General features: G+C 66.8%; 17 protein-coding genes. 5 read left to right on the plus strand and 12 right to left on the minus strand.

The window, feature by feature from the left end:
* The 8 genes from lipA to EV667_RS12095 form a co-directional block, all read right to left on the minus strand.
* Positions 1–981 (minus strand): lipoyl synthase, encoded by a 981-nt coding sequence (gene lipA, locus EV667_RS12060; protein ID WP_131835588.1) that lies wholly within the window; start codon positions 979–981, stop codon positions 1–3.
* 137 nt (positions 982–1,118) lie between these two features.
* On the minus strand, positions 1,119–1,397 hold the full coding sequence (locus tag EV667_RS12065; RefSeq protein ID WP_131835589.1) for a GlsB/YeaQ/YmgE family stress response membrane protein: 279 nt from the start codon (positions 1,395–1,397) through the stop codon (positions 1,119–1,121).
* 33 nt (positions 1,398–1,430) lie between these two features.
* Positions 1,431–2,849 (minus strand): dihydrolipoyl dehydrogenase, encoded by a 1,419-nt coding sequence (gene lpdA / locus EV667_RS12070; RefSeq protein WP_131835590.1) that lies wholly within the window; start codon positions 2,847–2,849, stop codon positions 1,431–1,433.
* A 98-nt stretch (positions 2,850–2,947) separates the two neighbouring features.
* Positions 2,948–4,324 carry a pyruvate dehydrogenase complex dihydrolipoamide acetyltransferase gene (locus EV667_RS12075; protein ID WP_131835591.1) on the minus strand — a complete coding sequence of 459 codons (1,377 nt, stop codon included), beginning with the start codon at positions 4,322–4,324 and terminating at the stop codon, positions 2,948–2,950.
* Between the two features lie 15 nt (positions 4,325–4,339).
* The gene (locus EV667_RS12080) at positions 4,340–5,755 is read right to left on the minus strand and encodes a pyruvate dehydrogenase complex E1 component subunit beta (protein WP_131835592.1); all 1,416 of its coding nucleotides are present in this window, start codon (positions 5,753–5,755) and stop codon (positions 4,340–4,342) included.
* A gap of 40 nt (positions 5,756–5,795) precedes the next feature.
* Positions 5,796–6,095: a hypothetical protein gene (locus tag EV667_RS12085; protein WP_131835593.1), complete on the minus strand. Its 300-nt coding sequence runs from the start codon at positions 6,093–6,095 to the stop codon at positions 5,796–5,798.
* A 10-nt stretch (positions 6,096–6,105) separates the two neighbouring features.
* Positions 6,106–7,080, minus strand: coding sequence for a pyruvate dehydrogenase (acetyl-transferring) E1 component subunit alpha (pdhA, locus tag EV667_RS12090; RefSeq protein WP_131836323.1), 975 nt, complete (start codon positions 7,078–7,080; stop codon positions 6,106–6,108).
* Positions 7,081–7,469: 389 nt separating this feature from the next.
* On the minus strand, positions 7,470–7,802 hold the full coding sequence (locus EV667_RS12095; RefSeq protein WP_131835594.1) for an FtsB family cell division protein: 333 nt from the start codon (positions 7,800–7,802) through the stop codon (positions 7,470–7,472).
* A gap of 356 nt (positions 7,803–8,158) precedes the next feature.
* Between EV667_RS12095 and EV667_RS12100 the strand changes: the two genes are divergently transcribed.
* Positions 8,159–8,368: a hypothetical protein gene (locus EV667_RS12100; protein WP_131835595.1), complete on the plus strand. Its 210-nt coding sequence runs from the start codon at positions 8,159–8,161 to the stop codon at positions 8,366–8,368.
* Between the two features lie 100 nt (positions 8,369–8,468).
* On the opposite strand, the gene eno is transcribed toward EV667_RS12100, so the two are convergent.
* On the minus strand, positions 8,469–9,752 hold the full coding sequence (gene eno / locus EV667_RS12105) for a phosphopyruvate hydratase (RefSeq protein ID WP_131835596.1): 1,284 nt from the start codon (positions 9,750–9,752) through the stop codon (positions 8,469–8,471).
* A gap of 118 nt (positions 9,753–9,870) precedes the next feature.
* Here eno and queF point away from each other — a divergent pair, with 118 nt between their 5' ends.
* Positions 9,871–10,332, plus strand: a complete 462-nt coding sequence (gene queF, locus EV667_RS12110) for a preQ(1) synthase (RefSeq protein WP_131835597.1) — start codon at positions 9,871–9,873, stop codon at positions 10,330–10,332.
* 93 nt (positions 10,333–10,425) lie between these two features.
* Here the strand turns inward: queF and glmS are convergent, their stop codons facing one another.
* Positions 10,426–12,249, minus strand: a complete 1,824-nt coding sequence (glmS, locus tag EV667_RS12115) for a glutamine--fructose-6-phosphate transaminase (isomerizing) (RefSeq protein WP_131835598.1) — start codon at positions 12,247–12,249, stop codon at positions 10,426–10,428.
* 112 nt (positions 12,250–12,361) lie between these two features.
* Positions 12,362–13,711 carry a bifunctional UDP-N-acetylglucosamine diphosphorylase/glucosamine-1-phosphate N-acetyltransferase GlmU gene (glmU, locus tag EV667_RS12120; RefSeq protein ID WP_131835599.1) on the minus strand — a complete coding sequence of 450 codons (1,350 nt, stop codon included), beginning with the start codon at positions 13,709–13,711 and terminating at the stop codon, positions 12,362–12,364.
* Positions 13,712–13,872: 161 nt separating this feature from the next.
* On the opposite strand from glmU, the gene EV667_RS12125 reads away from it, so the two are divergent.
* Positions 13,873–14,847, plus strand: coding sequence for a DMT family transporter (locus tag EV667_RS12125; protein WP_131835600.1), 975 nt, complete (start codon positions 13,873–13,875; stop codon positions 14,845–14,847).
* A gap of 77 nt (positions 14,848–14,924) precedes the next feature.
* Complete coding sequence (locus EV667_RS12130) at positions 14,925–15,305, plus strand: hypothetical protein (RefSeq protein WP_131835601.1); 381 nt, start codon at positions 14,925–14,927, stop codon at positions 15,303–15,305.
* Here EV667_RS12130 and EV667_RS12135 read toward each other — a convergent pair.
* Entirely contained in the window at positions 15,265–16,890 is a 1,626-nt protein-coding gene (locus EV667_RS12135) for a glycoside hydrolase family 17 protein (RefSeq protein WP_131835602.1), read from the minus strand. The two genes, EV667_RS12130 and EV667_RS12135, sit on opposite strands and share 41 nt — an antisense overlap.
* Before the next feature lie 263 nt (positions 16,891–17,153).
* On the opposite strand from EV667_RS12135, the gene EV667_RS12140 reads away from it, so the two are divergent.
* Positions 17,154–17,627, plus strand: coding sequence for a hypothetical protein (locus tag EV667_RS12140; RefSeq protein WP_131835603.1), 474 nt, complete (start codon positions 17,154–17,156; stop codon positions 17,625–17,627).
* Positions 17,628–17,849 lie beyond the last annotated feature (222 nt).

A 17,849-nucleotide genomic window follows, 5' to 3' on the forward strand; every position in this document is an offset into this window, starting at 1 on the left:
TCAGGCGAGAACCGGCGCCGCCACGGCCGGCCGGCTCGCCCGCGCCGCGCGCAGCCGGGCGAAATCCTCGCCGGCGTGGTGGGAGGAGCGGGTCAGAGGGCTCGACGACACCATGAGGAAGCCCTTGGCATAGGCCACCGTCTCATAGGACTTGAAGTCCTCCGGCGTCACGAAGGACATCACCGGGTGGTGCTTGCGCGTGGGCTGAAGATACTGGCCGATGGTCATGAAGTCGATGTCGGCCGAGCGCAGATCGTCCATCAGCTGCAGCACCTCGTGCCGCACCTCGCCCAGCCCCACCATGATGCCGGATTTGGTGAAGATGGTCGGGTCCTGCTCCTTCACCCGCTGCAGCAGCCGCAGCGAATGGAAGTAGCGCGCGCCCGGCCGAACCTTGAGATAGAGAGAGGGCACGCATTCCAGATTGTGGTTGAACACGTCCGGCCGCGCCGCCACCACCACTTCCAGCGCCCCGTCCTTGCGCAGGAAATCCGGGGTGAGTATCTCGATCGTGGTTTTCGGGCTGGTGGCGCGGATGGCACGGATAGTGCGGGCGAAGTGTTCGGCGCCGCCATCGTCGAGGTCGTCGCGGTCCACCGAGGTGACGACGACATGCTCAAGCCCCAGCTTGGCAACCGCGTCCGCCACCTTCTGCGGCTCGTCGGCGTCCAGCGGGCCGGGCATGCCGGTGCGGACATTGCAGAAGGCACAGGCGCGGGTGCAGGTGTCGCCCATGATCATGAAGGTGGCGTGTTTCTTCTGCCAGCACTCGCCGATATTGGGGCAGCTCGCTTCCTCGCACACGGTGACGAGGCCGTTGGCGCGGACGATATCAGCCGTCTCCTGCCAGCCAGGCGTGCCGGGCGCGCGCACGCGAATCCAGTCCGGCTTCTTGAGCACAGGCGTTTCCGCCCGCTTCGCCTTTTCAGGATGGCGAGGCTTCTCCAAGGCGCGGTTGAGAGTGTTTAGAACGACGACCATTGGTGTTCCGCTGGCTGCAGTCGAGACACGCGGCACACGCCGCCTGCCCCACAGTTAAGCCTCGCGCCCCGCGGGCGAAAGGGGGCGGCGCAGGCACCCGCCTTGTGTCTCGCGCATGGCGGCGAGGAAGCGGACGCTTATCGTCCGCGAATCCGCCGCCACAGGAACAGCACGATGATGGCGCCGACCGTGGCGGCAATCAGGGTGCGGAAGAAGCCGAACACCGGGATCGCCGCCATCTCGGCGAGATATTTTCCGAGGAAAGCGCCGATCAGGCCGAACAGCAGGTTGGCGAACAGCCCGTGGTCGCTGTCCGTCACCTTCTCGGCGATGTAGCCGGCGAGAAGGCCGATGATGATCATGGTGAACCAGCCGACTTCCGGCTGGTTCAGCGCTGCATAGGTATCCGCTTCCATCGAAGGCTCTCCGCCCGCGGGCCCGAGGCCCGGCTAGATATGGATGGCGCGCCCATAGGCGCTGAGCACGCTCTCGTGCATCGTTTCAGAAACCGTGGGATGCGGGAAGACGGCGTTGATGAGCTCTTCCTCGGTGGTCTCCAGATTCATCGCCAGCACGAAGCCCTGGATCATCTCGGTGACTTCCGCGCCGACCAGATGCGCGCCGAGCAGGCGCCCCGTCTTGGCGTCGAAGATGGTCTTGACCAGCCCTTCGGGCTCGCCCAGCGCCACCGCCTTGCCGTTGCCGATGAAGGGGAAGCGGCCGACCTTGAGCTCGTAGCCGGCTTCCTTCGCCTTCGCCTCGGTCAGGCCCACAGAGGCGATCTGCGGCATGCAGTACGTGCAGCCGGGGATCATCAGCTTGTCCATCGCGTGGGCGTGCTTGCCGGCGATGGCCTCGGCGGCGATCACGCCCTCATGCTCGGCCTTGTGCGCCAGCATCGGCGGGCCGGCGACATCGCCGATCGCCCAGACGCCCGGCACATTGGTACGGCACAGGCCGTCGACCACCACGCAGCCGCGATCGGTCTTCACGCCGAGCGCCTCGAGGCCGAGATTCTCAATATTGCCGACCACGCCGACGGCGGAAATCAGCCGGTCGGCGGTCAGCGTCTGCACCTTGCCGTCCGCCGTCTCGACCGTGGCGGTGACGCTGTCAGCGCCCTTCACCACCTTCGACACCTTCGCGCCGGTGAGGATCTTGATGCCCTGCTTCTCGAAGCGCTTGCGGGCATGCTCGGCGATCTCGGCATCCTCGACGGGCAGGATCTGCGGCAGCAGCTCGACAATGGTGACGTCCGAGTCCATCGCCTTGTAGAAGGAGGCGAATTCGACGCCGATGGCGCCCGAGCCCATGATCAGCAGCGATTTGGGCACGCTGGCCGGGGCCAGCGCCCCGAAATAGGTCCAGATCAGCTTCTTGTCGGGCTCGATGCCTGGCAGCGCGCGCGGGCGGGCGCCGGTGGCGATGACGATGTTCTTGGCGGTGTACTCGCCCGCCGCAAGCGCACCCTTGGGCGCCGGCTCGGCGGACGCGGCCACCGTCACCTTGCCGGGAGCGGTGAGGGTCGCCTGCCCCCAGATCACGTCCACCTTGTTCTTCTTCAGCAGGAAGCCGACGCCGTTGCTCATCTGCGCCGCGATGCCACGCGAGCGCTTGACCACACCAGCGATATCGACGCCGGTCTTCTCGGCGATCAGCCCGTAATCCTTGGCGTGCTCGATATAGTGGAAAATCTCGGCCGAGCGCAGCAAGGCCTTGGCCGGGATGCAGCCCCAGTTCGGGCAAATGCCGCCGATATGGGTGCGCTCGACGACGCCGACCTTGAGGCCGAGCTGGGCGGCGCGGATGGCGCCGACATAGCCGCCCGGGCCGGAGCCGATGAAGAGAACGTCGTAATTGTTCGCCATGTGGGTTCTTCCGTCATGCCCTGGCTCGACCCGGGCAGTGCCCCGCGCGCCTTGCGAAAGACGTGGATGGCCGGGGCGAGCCCGGCCATGACGACTGATCAGACCAGCATCGACATCGGCTTTTCGATGATCTGCTTGAAGGCGCCGATGAGCTGCGCGCCCATGGCGCCGTCCATCACGCGGTGGTCGCAGGAGATGGTGACGGTCATCACCGTGGCAACGGCTAGCTCGCCCTTTTTCACCACGGCCCGCTGCTCGCTGGCGCCGACCGCGAGGATGGTGGCGTGCGGCGGGTTGATGATGGCGGTGAAGTCCTTGATCCCGAACATGCCGAGATTGGAAATCGCCGAGGAGCCGCCCTGATACTCGCCCGGCGCCAGCTTCTTGTTGCGGGCGCGGGTGGCGAGTTCGCGGGTCTCGTTGGAGATGGCCGACAAGGTCTTGGTCTCGGCCTTGCGGATGATCGGGGTGAGCAGGCCCTTGCCACCGTCGATCGCCACCGCGACGCCGATGTCGGAATGCTTCAGCTTGAGGTAGCGGTCGCCACCCCACACCTGGTTGGCATCGGGCACCTGCTGGAAGGCGAGCGCATAGGCCTTGATGACGAAGTCGTTGACCGAAAGCTTGTAGGCGGCCTTGCCGTCCTTCTCCGGAGCCGATTTGTTCAGCTCCTCGCGCAGCTTGAGCAGCGCGTCGACGTCGCAATCCACCGTGAGATAGAAGGTCGGCACCGTCTGGCGGGCCTCGGCCATGCGCTGGGCGATGACGCGGCGCATGCCGTCCAGCGGAATCTCCTCATAGGTGCCCGGCTCGTAATAGGCCTTCACCTGTTCCAGCAGTGCGCTGTTCGACACCGGCGCAGGTGCGGCCGGGGCCGCGGCGGGCGCTGCGCTGGCCGACGGGGCGACCTTGGCTGCGCCACCCGCGGGAGCGGATTCGACATCGGCGGCGACGATACGGCCACGAGGACCGGAGCCCTTCACGCCCGACAGTTCGACGCCCTTTTCCTTGGCCAGACGGCGCGCCAGCGGCGAGGCAAAAATCCGATCGGCGGACGCGGCGGCAGGGGCCGGGGCCGGCGCGGCAGCTTGTGCCTCGGCCTTCGGAGCATCAGCCTTGGGCGCCTCGGCTTTCGGCGCGTCCTTGGGGGCCTCAGCCTTGGGAGCCTCCTTCGGCGCTTCCGCCTTGGCCGGCGCAGAGCCGGAGCCGGCAGCGATGGCCTTCACATCCTCGCCCTCGGTGGCGAGCACCGCGATGAGCTGGTTCACCGGCACATCGGCGGTGCCTTCCGGCACCAGTATCTTCGCCAGAACGCCCTCGTCGATGGCCTCGACTTCCATCGTGGCCTTGTCGGTCTCGATTTCGGCAATGACGTCGCCGGGGGCGACCTTGTCGCCCTCCTTCTTCAGCCATTTGGCCAGATTGCCCTTCTCCATGGTGGGAGACAGGGCCGGCATCAGGATCTCGATGGACATGGCGCTTCTCCGACCTCAGCGATAGGTGACGGCCCGGGCGGCGTCGATGACGTCCTGCACCGACGGCAAGGCCAGCTTTTCGAGATTGGCGGCGTAGGGCATGGGAACGTCCTTGCCACTCACGCGCAGCACCGGGGCGTCGAGATAGTCGAACGCCTTCTCCATCAGCTGGGCGACGATCTCCGAGCCGACGCCGGACTGATGCCAGCCCTCCTCCACCGTCACGCAGCGCCCGGTCTTCTTCACTGAAGCAAGGATGGTATCGACATCCATCGGGCGGATGGTGCGCAGGTCGATCACCTCCGCCTCGATGCCCAGCTTGGAGAGCTCCTCGGCAGCCTTCAGCGCATAGTTCATGCCGATGGACCACGCCACCAGCGTCACGTCCTTGCCGGGGCGGGCGATCTTCGCCTTGCCGATCGGCACGGTGAAGTCGTCGAGCTTGGGCACCGGCGAGGAATGGCCGTAGAGGATCTCGTTCTCAAGGAAGATGATCGGGTTGGGATCGCGGATCGCCGACTTCAGCAGGCCCTTGGCGTCCGCCGCCGTATAGGGCGCGACGACCTTGAGGCCGGGAATGTGGCTGTACCAGGAGGTGTAGTCCTGGCTGTGCTGGGCAGCGACGCGGGCAGCGGCGCCGTTGGGGCCACGGAACACGATCGAGCAGGTGATCTGACCGCCGGACATGTAAAGCGTCTTTGCGGCGGAGTTGATGATCTGGTCGATCGCCTGCATGGCGAAGTTGAAGGTCATGAACTCGACGATGGGCTTAAGCCCGGCCATGGCGGCACCGACGCCGACGCCGGCAAAGCCGTGCTCGGTGATCGGCGTGTCGATGACGCGGCGCGCGCCGAATTCCTGCAGCAGCCCCTGGGTGATCTTGTAGGCGCCCTGATACTCGGCGACTTCCTCGCCCATGACGAAGACGTCGCCGTCGCGGCGCATCTCCTCGGCCATGGCGTCGCGCAGCGCCTCGCGCATGGTCTGGTTGACGAATTCCGTTCCTTCGGGAACGTCCGGCTCGATTACCATCTCGGGCTGGGGCGGCGCGGCGACGGCGGAATTGACGACGGCCGGCGTTGCCGGCGCGGAGGCCGCTACCGGCGAGGGCTCCATCGGCGCGGCGGCCACCGGCGGTGCCGATTCAGCGGCCTTGGGGTTTGGCGCGCTGGCCGCGCTTGCGTCCTCGCCCTCGGCGAGAATGACCGCGATCGGCGTGTTCACCGCGACATCCTGCGTGCCCTCGGGTACCAGGATCTTGCCGAGGGTGCCCTCGTCGATGGCCTCGACTTCCATTGTGGCCTTGTCGGTCTCGATCTCGGCGATGACGTCGCCGGACCTGACCTGGTCGCCCTCTTTCTTGAGCCACTTGGCGAGGTTTCCCTTCTCCATGGTGGGAGAAAGGGCAGGCATCAGAACTTCGGTCGGCATGGCGGCGTTCCCCAAAGAAACGTGCGTCTAAAATCGCGCGTCACGGCGTCGGTGCCGGAAGCATGAACGTCAGATTGCTGTAGACGGCCATCGAGGCGATGGCGACGAGGAGGGCGGCGAAGAAGCCGACCAGCATCTTGTTGAGCCTGGTCGCCTCGGCAGGCGGGGCGCCGGGCACCAGACGGGTGCCGAACGGCCACAGCAAAGCGAGCAGGTAGCGCAAGGCGCCCGCATTGGTGACACGCAGGATGCCGAGGGCGATCCGGGTCGCGAGGACCCAGATGACCGCCGCCGCCGAGGCGCCGGCAACGACCGCGACCCAAAAGAATTCGACCAGCATCGGCCCGCGCTCAGCGCAGGATGTCGGTGTAGAGCTCGGACGGGTCCGGCTCCGGGTCGGCGCTGGCGAAATCCGCCGCCGCGTTCATCTGGTCGCGCAGCTCGGCGTCGACGGCCTTGAGTTCTTCCTCGGTGGCCCACTTCTTTTCCAGAAGACGGTTGCGCACCTGCTCGATCGGATCGTGCTCGGTCCGCATCTTCTGCACCTCCTCCTTCGACCGATACTTGGCCGGATCGGACATGGAGTGGCCGCGATAGCGATAGGTGAGCATTTCGAGGATGTAGGGGCCCTTGCCGGCGCGGGCGAACTCGACCGCACGTTCGCCGGCGGCCTTCACCGCCCGCACATCCATGCCGTCGACCTGCTCGCCGGGAATGTTGAAGGAGGAGCCGCGCTTGGAGAAATCGGTCTGGGCGGAGGCGCGGTTCACCGCGGTGCCCATGGCGTATTTGTTGTTCTCGATGATGTAGACGACCGGCAGCTTCCAGAGCTCCGCCATGTTGAAGCTCTCATAGACCTGGCCCTGATTGGCGGCGCCATCGCCGAAATAGGCCAGGGTGACATTGCCATTGTCACGGTAGTGGTTGGCGAAGGCGAGGCCGGTGCCGAGCGAGACCTGGGCGCCGACGATGCCGTGGCCGCCGAAAAAGCCCTTCTCGGTGCTGAACATGTGCATCGAGCCGCCCTTGCCCTTGGAATAGCCCCCGCGCCGGCCGGTGAGTTCGGCCATCACGCCCTTGGGGTCCATGCCGCAGGCCAGCATGTGGCCATGGTCGCGATAGCCGGTGATGACCTGGTCGCCCTCCTTGAGGGCGGCCTGCATGCCGACGACGACGGCCTCCTGGCCGATATAGAGGTGACAGAAGCCGCCGATCAGGCCCATGCCGTAAAGCTGGCCGGCCTTCTCCTCGAAGCGGCGAATCTCAAGCATCCGGCGATAGGCGTCGAGTTCCTCGGCCTTGGTGAATTCGGGAACCGCCGCCATCTTTTCCGAACGCCGGGCCGGGCTCTTGGCCGCGGCACGCGCCGGCGCTTTCGCGGTGGGGGCTCTTCCGACGGCCGATTTGTTGGCGGCGACTACCATGGCGCATCCTCAGCTCGGGGACAAAGTCGGCACGTTAATAACGCACCTTTCCTCACCGCGCTACGCGCTGGACGCAATGCTGCGACGCACAACATGTTGCTGGCGCAATGGTTTCCGGCTTTGAACTTGATTTCAGTTCAAATACGGGTTTAGCTCAAATCAAGTTAAGCTTCTGGAATAGCGTGGTTTCCTACCGGAACCCGTCTGGCATGCCACGGATTCACTCTGCCGATGAATTTTCGTTCAGCGCGTCATCCGATCCGATTGTTCCCCTCGGATCGGCGGGTGGCCTAATTAGCCTGAGGGCCGCCCGGGACCCGCAACAGCACCAGATCCTTGGGATGGACGAGGTTCAGCAGGGCGCGCGCCTGCTCGTCGAGCATGTCCGCGTCGACGAGGTCGGGCGACATCAGCGCCACCTTGGCCTGAAGCGCCTTGCGCTGGGCCTGGAGCTTGTCGCGCTCCTGCGTCAGGTCGGCATGCTGCTGCTCGAAGGTGCGGCGGGCCAGCAGGCCGTATTGGCCATTATAGCCCTGGAAGGCGAAATAGCCGACGAGGGCCGCCGCCCCGAGATGCAGGGTGACGGTCTGGAAGAAGGAGCGCCAGCGCGTGCGAATGATCATGGGCACGCAGCCTAGAGCGGGGCGGTTGAGGCCCGGTTAACGATAACGCCATAGCGATCGCAAAACACATGCGCGCATCCGTTTCCAGCTACCGCGCGCGGTATGATCCTGGCGTCCGGCGGTAGCGCGATGTCGCGAATGTGAGGCCCTGGTGGCTCATCGCCGTCGCCCAATGTGTAGTGTTGGACATTGCGCGACGCCGGGCGGTGTTAAGGTCTTACCGGTAGCTGGGATGGCGATCCAGCGAGCCCCGCGTGACACTTGTTGCGCATGAGGCGTCGATCGACGCCGTATGCTGGACCGGAGCAGCTTCCCCGGTGGTTCCGGCAGTGGCCGGATACACGGAGGCCCGATGCATGGACAGAAATAGCGAAGAACGTGCCCGCGCCCTTTGCGCCATGGACGCGCAGATGGCCGCCGTACCGCCCGCCGAAATCCCCGCGCTGGTGGAACGCCTTTGGCCGATCGCCGCGCTGGAGATCAGTGGCGGCCTGATGCAGCCTGACGTGACGCAGGTGCCGGACTTGACCCAACGGGTCGCGGAATATGAGCGCCTGAGGCGCTGACGGCGGGACGCCGCCCAGCCCGGCGACGGACCCCACAGAAGCAAAAGGCCCCCGCCTCGAGGACGGGGGCCTTTTTTGTTTTCGGTCGAAGACGGCGCGTTCAGGCCAGCGACTTGATCGCCCAACGGCCGGCATAGATCGCCTGCGGGCCCAGTTCCTGCTCGATACGCAGCAGCTGGTTGTACTTGGCGGTACGGTCGGAGCGGGCCAGCGAGCCGGTCTTGATCTGCCCGCAATTGGTGGCCACCGCGAGGTCGGCGATGGTCGAATCCTCGGTCTCGCCCGAGCGGTGCGACATGACGGCGGTGTAGCCGGCCTTGTGCGCCATCTCGACCGCGTTCAGCGTCTCGGTCAGCGTCCCGATCTGGTTGACCTTGACCAGGATCGAATTGGCAACGCCCTGCTTGATGCCGGCGGACAGGCGGTCGACGTTGGTGACGAACAGGTCGTCGCCCACCAGCTGGCACTTGGAGCCGATGGTGTCGGTGAGCAGCTTCCAGCCCTCCCAGTCGTCCTCGCCCATGCCGTCCTCGACGGTGCAGATGGGGTAGCGGGCGACGAGGTCGGCAAGGTACTTCACCTGCGCCTCGATATCGCGCACGGTGCCCTCGCCCTCATAGTCGTATTTGCCGTTCTTGAAGAACTCGGTCGCGGCGCAGTCGAGACCGATGAACACGTCCTCGCCCGGCTTGTAGCCGGCGGCCTCGATGGCCTTCACCACGAAGGCGAGCGCGGCGTCGGCCGACGGCAGGTTCGGGGCGAAGCCGCCCTCGTCGCCGACATTGGTGTTGTGGCCGGCATCCTTCAGCGCCTTCTTCAGCGTGTGGAAGATTTCCGCGCCGGTGCGCAGCCCTTCGGCGAAGCTGGGGGCGCCGACCGGCAGGATCATGAATTCCTGGAAGTCGATCGGGTTGTCGGCATGGGCGCCGCCATTGATGATGTTCATCATCGGCACGGGCAGGGTGCGGGCATTGACGCCGCCGACATAGCGGTAGAGCGGCAGGTCGCGCGCCGACGCCGCCGCCTTGGCCAGCGCCAGCGAGACGCCGAGAATGGCGTTGGCGCCGAGGCGCGCCTTGTTCGGGGTGCCGTCGAGCTCGATCAGAATCTGGTCGATAGCCGGCTGGTCCTCGGCGTCCATGCCGCCAATGGCGTCGAAGATCTCGCCATTCACTGCCTCGACCGCCTTCAGCACGCCCTTGCCGAGATAGCGCCCCTTGTCGCCGTCGCGCAGCTCGACCGCCTCGTGCGCGCCGGTGGACGCGCCGGAGGGAACGGCGGCACGGCCCTGAGAGCCGTCTTCCAGCATCACATCCACCTCGACGGTGGGATTGCCGCGGCTGTCCAGGATTTCGCGCCCAACAATATCGACGATGGCGGTCATGCGTTTCCCCAATTCTCAACTCGGTCAGGATGGTCGAGGCGCTTCTACTCCGGCCATGTGACATGCGAAAGAGGTGCCAGCGACATATCGCCCGCCCCTCCGCCCTCAGGAGCCCGCCATGAATCACGTTTCCGACGGCACGACCCAGCTTGGCCGCGCCACCGCCCTGCCCGCCTCGCCTGAACAGGCGGTGCTGGAGCGGGTGTCCAACCCACACCCCGGCACGAACTACGTCGCGCGCTTCACCGCGCCGGAATTCACCTCATTGTGCCCGGTGACGGGCCAGCCGGACTTCGCCCAGCTGGTGATCGACTATGTGCCGGGCGACTGGCTGGTCGAATCGAAATCGCTGAAGCTCTATCTCGGCAGCTTCCGCAACCATGGCGCCTTCCACGAGGACTGCACGGTCGCCATCGGCCTGCGGCTGCACGATCTGCTGGCGCCGCGCTGGCTGCGCATCGGCGGCTACTGGTACCCGCGGGGCGGCATCCCGATCGACGTGTTCTGGCAAAGCAGCGCCCCGCTGGAGGGCGTGTGGCTGCCCGACCAGGGCGTGGCGCCCTATCGCGGGCGAGGGTGAGGTAGCCGAGCGCGCGCCGTCAACCTTCGAGGCTCGCGGCGCTCGCGGCGCTCGCACCTCACGATGACGGCGTGTCGCGCGCTCTGCGCCCCCCTACTCCACCGTCACCGACTTGGCCAAGTTGCGTGGCTGGTCGACGTCGGTGCCCATTACCACGGCCGTGTGATAGGCGAGCAGCTGGATGGGGATGGCGTAGACCAGCGGGGTGATGAACGGGTTCATGTCCGGCAGCACCAGCGTCGCCTCGGTCTCCAGCGCCGCGTGTTTCGCCCCGGTCTCGTCGGTGATGAGGATGATGCGCCCGCCACGCGCCGCCACTTCCTGCATGTTCGACATGGTTTTCTCGAACACGCCGTCATAGGGCGCGATCACCACGACGGGCATGTTCTCGTCGATTAGCGCGATCGGCCCGTGCTTCAGCTCGCCAGCGGCGTAGCCTTCGGCGTGGATGTAGGAGATTTCCTTGAGCTTCAGCGCGCCCTCCATCGCCAATGGAAACGAGGTGCCGCGGCCGAGATAGAGCACGTCCTTGGTCTTGGCGAAGGAGCGGGCGAGGTGCTCGATGTCGGGGCCGAGATCGAGCGCCCGGTTCATCAGGCGCGGCACTTCCACCAGCGCGTGAACCAGCTGCCGCTCCTCCTCCACCGAGAGCACGCCGCGCGCCCTCCCCGCCGCCACCGCAAGTGCGGCCAGCGTCGCCAGCTGGCAGGTGAAGGCCTTGGTCGAGGCGACACCGATCTCGGGTCCCGCCAGTGTCGGCAGCACGGCATCCGCCTCGCGGGCGATGGTGGAGGTGGGCACGTTCACCACCGCCAGCAGATGTTGCTTTTCCTGCCCGGCATAGCGCAGCGAGGCGAGCGTGTCGGCGGTCTCGCCCGATTGCGAGATGACGATAGCGAGGCCATTGGCCGGCAGCGGCGCCTCGCGGTAGCGGAACTCGGAGGCGACGTCGATTTCAACCGAGAGGCGCGCATAGCGCTCGAACCAGTATTTGGCGATCAGCCCGGCATAATAGGCGGTGCCGCAGGCGGCGATGGAGACGCGCTCCAGCTTGGCGAAGTCGAAGGGCAGTTCCGGCAGTTGCACGGTCTCGTTCGCCATGTCGAGATAATGCGCCAGCGTGTGCGCCACCACCTCGGGCTGTTCGTGCATCTCCTTGGCCATGAAGTGGCGGAAATTGCCCTTCTCCACCAGGAAGGCGGTGGCGGTGGTCTTCTGCACCGCCCGTTCGACCCGGTGATTGGACGAATCGCGGATTTCGATGCCCTTGGCGCGCAGCACCGCCCAGTCGCCATCGTCGAGATAGGCGATGGTGTCGGTGAAGGGAGCCAGCGCGATGGCATCCGAGCCCAGATACATCTCGCCCTTGCCATAGCCGATGGCGAGCGGGCTGCCCTTGCGGGCGCCGATCAGCAGGTCTTCGTCGCCGTCGAACAGGAAGGCCAGGGCGAAGGCGCCCTGAAGGCGCGGCAGCGCCACCGCCACCGCATCCTCCGGGCTCAGCCCGTTGCGCAGCTCGCGGGTCACGAGATGGGCCACCACTTCGGTGTCGGTCTCGCTCTCGAAATTGGCGCCGGTCGCGAGCAGTTCGTCGCGCAGCTGGCGGAAATTCTCGATGATGCCGTTATGCACCACCGCCACTTCCGTGGTCGCGTGGGGGTGGGCATTGGCGACGCTGGGCCGCCCATGGGTCGCCCAGCGCGTATGGCCGATGCCGATATTCCCCTGCAGCGGCGCCTCGCGCAGCACCTCTTCCAGATTGCGCAGCTTGCCCTCAGCGCGGCGGCGGCCGATGTGGCCGTCTTCCAGCGCGGCAATGCCGGCGGAATCATAGCCGCGATATTCCAGCCGCCTCAGCGAGTCGACCAGCCGTTCCGCGACGGGTGCCGTGCCGACGATGCCGATGATTCCACACATGAGCCGGCCCTTTCGTGAAGCGACGTTCTGCAAGGCTATGCCGCCGGGTTTAACCGCCCGTCACCGAAGTGTCGAAATCAATTCCGGTGTCGCTTCGTATCGCGCTGCCGCATCACTTCTTCGGCGCCAGCCCGGCCGAAAGCTTCGCCCGCAGCCGCGCCGCCAGCCCCGGCTTGTTCACCTGCCGCGCCCGGCCGATGGCTAGCGTGTCCGCCGGCACGTCGTCGGTGATGACCGATCCCGTGGCGAGATAGGCGCCATCGCCGACACTCACCGGCGCCACCAGCAGGCTGTTGGTGCCGATGAAGGCATTGGCGCCGATGGTGGTGCGGTGCTTGCGGAAGCCGTCATAATTGCAGGTGATGGTGCCGGCGCCGATATTGGTGTTCGCCCCGACGCTGCTGTCACCGACATAGGAGAGGTGGTTCACCTTCACCCCCGGCGCGAGGTCGGAGGCCTTGATCTCCACGAAATTGCCGACATGCACCCCCTGCCCCAGTTCGGCGCCGGGACGCAGCCGCGCGAACGGGCCGACAATGGCACCGGGGCCGACATGGGCGCCCTCGACATGGCTGAAGGCGCGGATGGTCGCCCCGTCCTCGACCCGCACCCCGGGGCCGAAGAAAACGTTCGGCTCCACAATGACATCGCGGCCGAAGCGGGTGTCGGCCGCGAGGAACACGGTCTCGGGCGCCACCAGCGTCACGCCGGCCTCCATCGCCCGCGCCCGCAGGCGCCGCTGCAAGATGGCCTCGGCCTGCGCCAGCTGGGCGCGGCTGTTGACGCCGGCCACGTCCTCGGCCGCGACCTCGCACACGCCGGCCCGGCGGCCGAGGCCGCGCGCGATCTCCACCACGTCGGTGAGGTAGAACTCCTTCTTGGCATTGGCGTAGTCGACCCGGTCGAGCAGGTCGAGCGCCGCGTGCCCGTCCAGCGCCATCAGCCCGGCATTGCACAGGCCGATGGTGCGCTCCTGCGCGCTCGCCTCTTTCTCCTCGCGGATGGCGAGGAGTTCGTCCCCCTCCGTGAGCAGGCGGCCATAGCCGGTGGGATCTGCCGGGCGGAAGCCGAGCACGGCCACGCCAGCGCCCTCCGCAAGCGGCACACGCAGCGCGGCGAGGGTCTCCGGCCGCACCAGCGGAGTGTCGCCATACATCACCACGACATCGTCATAGCCGCGCTCCAGCGCCGCCCGCGCGGCGAGCACGGCATGGGCCGTGCCGCGCCGCTCGGACTGCACGAACACCTCGGCGTCCGGCGCCACCCGGCGCACCTCGGCGGCGACCTTGTCATGGTCGGGGCCGATCACCACCGCGATCCGCGCCGCGCCGGCGGCCAGTGCAGCGTCCAGCACATGCGAGACCATCGGCCGGCCGGCCACCGCGTGCAGCACCTTCGGCACGGATGAGCGCATGCGCGTGCCTTCGCCGGCGGCGAGGACGATGACGAGAAGCTGGCGCATCGGCGAACTCCAGAAGCTGGACGCAGGAACCGGGGCGCGGCCCGCACCGGGGAAGGGGCTATCTAGCCTGCCGCGGGCAGGGCGAAAAGAGCGCCCGGGTCGCGTGAGCCGACAAGGGGGGCCGGCGACGCCGTGTCGGGAAGCGTGTATCACCCCGCGCCATGGAGCACCGCCACCCCACCAGCCACCCCGCCCACCGCGATTCCCCGCCCGCCGCGCGGGGCCCCTTGCACGACCCGTGGGTGCTCGCGGCGCTTCTGGCCACGCCGCTGTTCTTCTCGACCAACCTGATCGTCGGCCGGGCGGTGGTGGATATCGTGCCGCCCTGGTCGCTGGCCTTCTGGCGCTGGGCGATTGCGGTGGCGATGCTGCTACCCTTCACCGCCCTCCCCCTGCTGCGCCACCGCCGCCTGCTGCGCAGGGAATGGCGGCGTATCCTGCTGCTCGGCTTTCTCGGAATGGTGCTGTGCGGGGGCAATGTCTACATCGCACTGGCCCATACCAGCGCCACCAATGCGACGCTGATCTACACCACCTCCACCTTGATGATCGTGGTGCTCGACGCCCTGCTGAAGCGCCGGCGACTGCCGGCCATCCAGTTCGGCGGCTCGCTGGCGGGCTTTGCCGGCATCGCGCTGATCACCGTGCATGGCGAGCCGGGCCGGCTGCTCGGCCTTGAATTCAACGTCGGCGATCTCGGCATATTGGTGGCGGCGATCGGCTGGGCGGCCTATTCGCTGATGCTGCGGCAGGGGCCGCTAACCCAGCTCGGCGGACAGACGGCCTTTGCCGCCAACGCCATCGCCGGCACGGTGCTGCTCGCGCCGATGGCGCTGTGGGAGGCTGCCGGCGGGGCCACGACCCCGGCGACGCTGGAAGCGTGGGGCGCCATCGCCTTCCTCGCGATCTTCCCCTCGGTGCTGGCCTTCGGCCTGTTCCAGTTCGCGATCAAGGCCGCCGGCGCGCCGGTGACGGCGAATTTCCTCTATCTCATGCCGGTCTATGGCGTGCTGCTGGCGGTGCTGCTGCTGGGCGAGGAACTCCATTTCTACCATGGCGTCGGCTTCGTGCTGATCCTCGGCGGCGTCATCCTCGCCACCCGCCACCGGGAACCCTTCGCGCGCCCGGCGGATTGATCGACCCGTCGTGGCGTGCGATGCAGCAACATCCGCGACGCGCGGTCGACAAAGACCGTCGGAGGAGGACCGTCACCTTGGCCCATCGCAGCTTCCTGCCCGGCGCCCGCGCCGCCAATGTCATCCTCGCGCTCGGCGCCTTCGCCCTCGGCTGGGCGATCTATGTGCGTTATGCGCTGCTCGAACAGTCCTCCGTCGGCCTTGCCTGCCGGACGCTGGAAACCATGACCTGCGAAACCCGCACGCTGGTGATAGCGCTGTTCAGCCAGTCGGCATTCGGCATCGCAGCGCTCGTGGCCGCCGTGATCCAGCTTATCCGCCCCTCGCTGGTGATGTTCACCGTGGCGCTGATGGCCACCTGCGTGGGGCTGGTTGTCTACAATAACAGCCTTTCGGGCGTGGCCGGCGGGCTGCTGCTCATATCCTTCGCCCGGCCGTGGCGAGGCGCCAGAGGGTGAAGGCCAGCACCACGAACAGGCTTCCGGTCCACAAAGCCTGCCAGTTCGCCAACGTCTCGTTCAGCGCCACATAGACCCCGGCGGCGAGGAAGAGGCCGGCGGCGATGGTTTCCGCCTGCCTCCCCTCGGTGAACCGCCCCGGTCCGGCCACCGCCGCGTAGAACGCGAAGGCCGTGATGATCGGCGTCAGCCCGGCGAACTGGAAATCCTTGTAGCGCGGATCGAACACCAGCCCGAAGCCGATCTGCGCCACCAGTACGATCGAGGCGGCGAGAAGCAGCGCGAGGCAGCGGTCGAAGAACGGCGCCCCCGGCGTCGCCTCGCTGTTGAGCGCGAGCGTCAGCGTCACCAGCCTTGTGCGCCGGCCGATTGCCACCGCACAGGCGAGCGGCACCAACAGCGCCAGCCCGACCAGCGCGCTGGCGCGTATCCAGCCGCCGACGCCAAGGCTTTCCGCCGATACCGACGCCAGAAGCCGGCCGATCATCAGCCCGGCGAAGAAGGCGATCCCGGCCACCGCCGACCATTCCCGCATGCCCAGCGGGCGCCCGCCGGCGCGCCGCCCGGCCCAACCCGCCATCGCGAAAACGGCGCCGGCGAAGAGGCTTCCGGCCAGTGCCTGGAGTATCCAGTAGGGATGGTCGGACACCGGCTCACCCCAGCGGAACTTGAACTCGCGCGTATAGGCGTCGAGGAAGCCCCAATGCCCGCCGACCGTGCCTTCCAGCACCCGCTTCCACGGCTGGTCGAAGGCTTCGATGACGTTGAGCCGGTAGTTCTTCGCCTTGGCGAGGGCGAGCAGTTCCTGGATCACATTGGCCTGGTTGGAGGGCGAGGGCAGCGCCCCCTCGCGCATGCGGCCCTCACTCGGCCAGCCGGTTTCGCCGATGAGGATCTCCTTGCCGGCAAAAATCTCGCCGACATGCTCGCGGATCTCGCCGAGATGCGCGACCGAATCCTCGGCCGGCACCGGCATGTCCTCCCAGAAGGGCAGGATATGGACGGTGACGAAATCCACCGAATCCGCCAGCGAGCGGTTGCGCTCCCAGAACTCCCACACATCGGCATAGGTGACGTCGACGCCAGCGGGAACCTTCGCCTTCACCTCGTTCAGGAAGCCGGCGATGTCATTTGCTGATTGCTCGCCGCGCAGCAGCACCTCATTGCCGACGATGACCGCCTTGACGACGTCAGGGTTCTCCTGCGCCGCCTTGATGCCGCCTTCGATCTCCAGCCGGTTGCGCACCGGGTCGGCGGCGATCCAGATTCCCTGGAGCACGGTGAGCCCATGCTTGCGGGCAAGTTCCGGCACGGCGGCGAGCCCGGCCTGGATCGAGGAATAGGTCCGCACGCAATGAGTGATTTTCGCCAGCCGGGCGAGATCGTCGTCGATCTGCGCCGACGAGAACGCCACATCCTCGCTGAACGGGCTCTGGCCGGGACGAAACGGTGCATAGGAGACGCAGGGAAGCTTCTCGCCGGCGGCCATCGGCGCGAAAGGTGCCGGCACCGGCTGCCCGAGCCACGCCCAGACAGCGACGATCGCCACGCAGGCAAGGGCGGCGAGAGCGAGGGGCAGTCGCATGCGAGGAATCTCCGCCAAAGGTCGGTCACCAGGGATCGGTCGCCTGGGGCTGGGTCGCGAGGGTCAGTCTGATGGGTTCGGCCGGCACGTTCACCCTGCCGGGTAGCGGTGCTTTGCCGCCACGGCAAGAGGCGTGTGCAAAGCGGCGGAATTTTGCGCCGGAAGGCCGCCCGCAGACGTGCCGTCATGCTGACAAATTCGATTGCTTCTCCTACTGTTCTGGCCGGTCCGGTGTTTCCTCCTTTTGCGTGTGACGTTTCCCCATGTTGTGCTCCGTACGTCCCCTCGCCGCCGCCCTGTTCGGTGGCATGATGCTGATGACCGTCGCCCCTGTCGGCGCGTGGGCCCAGAGTGCCCCGCAGGAACAGAAGCCTGCCGAGCAGAAGTCTCCGGAGGAACAGGCGAAGGAAGAGGCGCTGCGCCGTTCGGTCGAGGAATATGCCGAGGCCGCCAAGCTGCCGGGCAATGGTGGCCTGCCGGAATGCGTGTGGAGCGGCCGGCGCATCGCGATGCTGCTCTGGCGCGACGACATCGACACGGCGCGCCGCCACCTCGAACTCTATGAGCGCTTTGGCTGCCCGACCGAGCACCTGAAGATCGCGTTCCGCTGCTTGGTCCGGCAGGGCAATATCGACAGCAAGGCGCAGGAGCGGCTGTCCGAGCGCGTACACGCCTGCTGGGTCAACCCGGACGCGCCGCCGGCCGCCGCGACACCTGCCCCTGCCGCTGCGCAATAAATCCGCGCCCCGGCCCTGCCGGCGTCATCGGCGCGTCATGGCGACGCCATAGTGCGGAACCATTGTCCTTCTGACGCATTTTCCACTGCATAGCGGCATTTTCGACCGACGTAGCGCGCTGTGGCGCGTTGCGGCAAAGATCGTGCTGCACATGCGTTGAAACTGTATTATATTCCACCCGTCAGCCTCCCTTTTATCGTGGGTTTGTCTCATGCGCCCCGC

The organism is Ancylobacter aquaticus (assembly GCF_004339465.1).
Taxonomy (GTDB): domain Bacteria; phylum Pseudomonadota; class Alphaproteobacteria; order Rhizobiales; family Xanthobacteraceae; genus Ancylobacter; species Ancylobacter aquaticus.

Excerpts from the sequence above, each read along its gene's own strand:
- lipA (WP_131835588.1), bottom strand. The coding sequence starts at position 981 with ATGGTCGTCGTTCTAAACACTCTCAACCGCGCCTTGGAGAAGCCTCGC.
- EV667_RS12065 (WP_131835589.1), bottom strand. The coding sequence starts at position 1,397 with ATGGAAGCGGATACCTATGCAGCGCTGAACCAGCCGGAAGTCGGCTGG.
- lpdA (WP_131835590.1), bottom strand. The coding sequence starts at position 2,849 with ATGGCGAACAATTACGACGTTCTCTTCATCGGCTCCGGCCCGGGCGGC.
- EV667_RS12075 (WP_131835591.1), bottom strand. The coding sequence starts at position 4,324 with ATGTCCATCGAGATCCTGATGCCGGCCCTGTCTCCCACCATGGAGAAG.
- EV667_RS12080 (WP_131835592.1), bottom strand. The coding sequence starts at position 5,755 with ATGCCGACCGAAGTTCTGATGCCTGCCCTTTCTCCCACCATGGAGAAG.
- EV667_RS12085 (WP_131835593.1), bottom strand. The coding sequence starts at position 6,095 with ATGCTGGTCGAATTCTTTTGGGTCGCGGTCGTTGCCGGCGCCTCGGCG.
- pdhA (WP_131836323.1), bottom strand. The coding sequence starts at position 7,080 with ATGGCGGCGGTTCCCGAATTCACCAAGGCCGAGGAACTCGACGCCTAT.
- EV667_RS12095 (WP_131835594.1), bottom strand. The coding sequence starts at position 7,802 with ATGATCATTCGCACGCGCTGGCGCTCCTTCTTCCAGACCGTCACCCTG.
- EV667_RS12100 (WP_131835595.1), top strand. The coding sequence starts at position 8,159 with ATGGACAGAAATAGCGAAGAACGTGCCCGCGCCCTTTGCGCCATGGAC.
- eno (WP_131835596.1), bottom strand. The coding sequence starts at position 9,752 with ATGACCGCCATCGTCGATATTGTTGGGCGCGAAATCCTGGACAGCCGC.
- queF (WP_131835597.1), top strand. The coding sequence starts at position 9,871 with ATGAATCACGTTTCCGACGGCACGACCCAGCTTGGCCGCGCCACCGCC.
- glmS (WP_131835598.1), bottom strand. The coding sequence starts at position 12,249 with ATGTGTGGAATCATCGGCATCGTCGGCACGGCACCCGTCGCGGAACGG.
- glmU (WP_131835599.1), bottom strand. The coding sequence starts at position 13,711 with ATGCGCCAGCTTCTCGTCATCGTCCTCGCCGCCGGCGAAGGCACGCGC.
- EV667_RS12125 (WP_131835600.1), top strand. The coding sequence starts at position 13,873 with ATGGAGCACCGCCACCCCACCAGCCACCCCGCCCACCGCGATTCCCCG.
- EV667_RS12135 (WP_131835602.1), bottom strand. The coding sequence starts at position 16,890 with ATGCGACTGCCCCTCGCTCTCGCCGCCCTTGCCTGCGTGGCGATCGTC.
- EV667_RS12140 (WP_131835603.1), top strand. The coding sequence starts at position 17,154 with ATGTTGTGCTCCGTACGTCCCCTCGCCGCCGCCCTGTTCGGTGGCATG.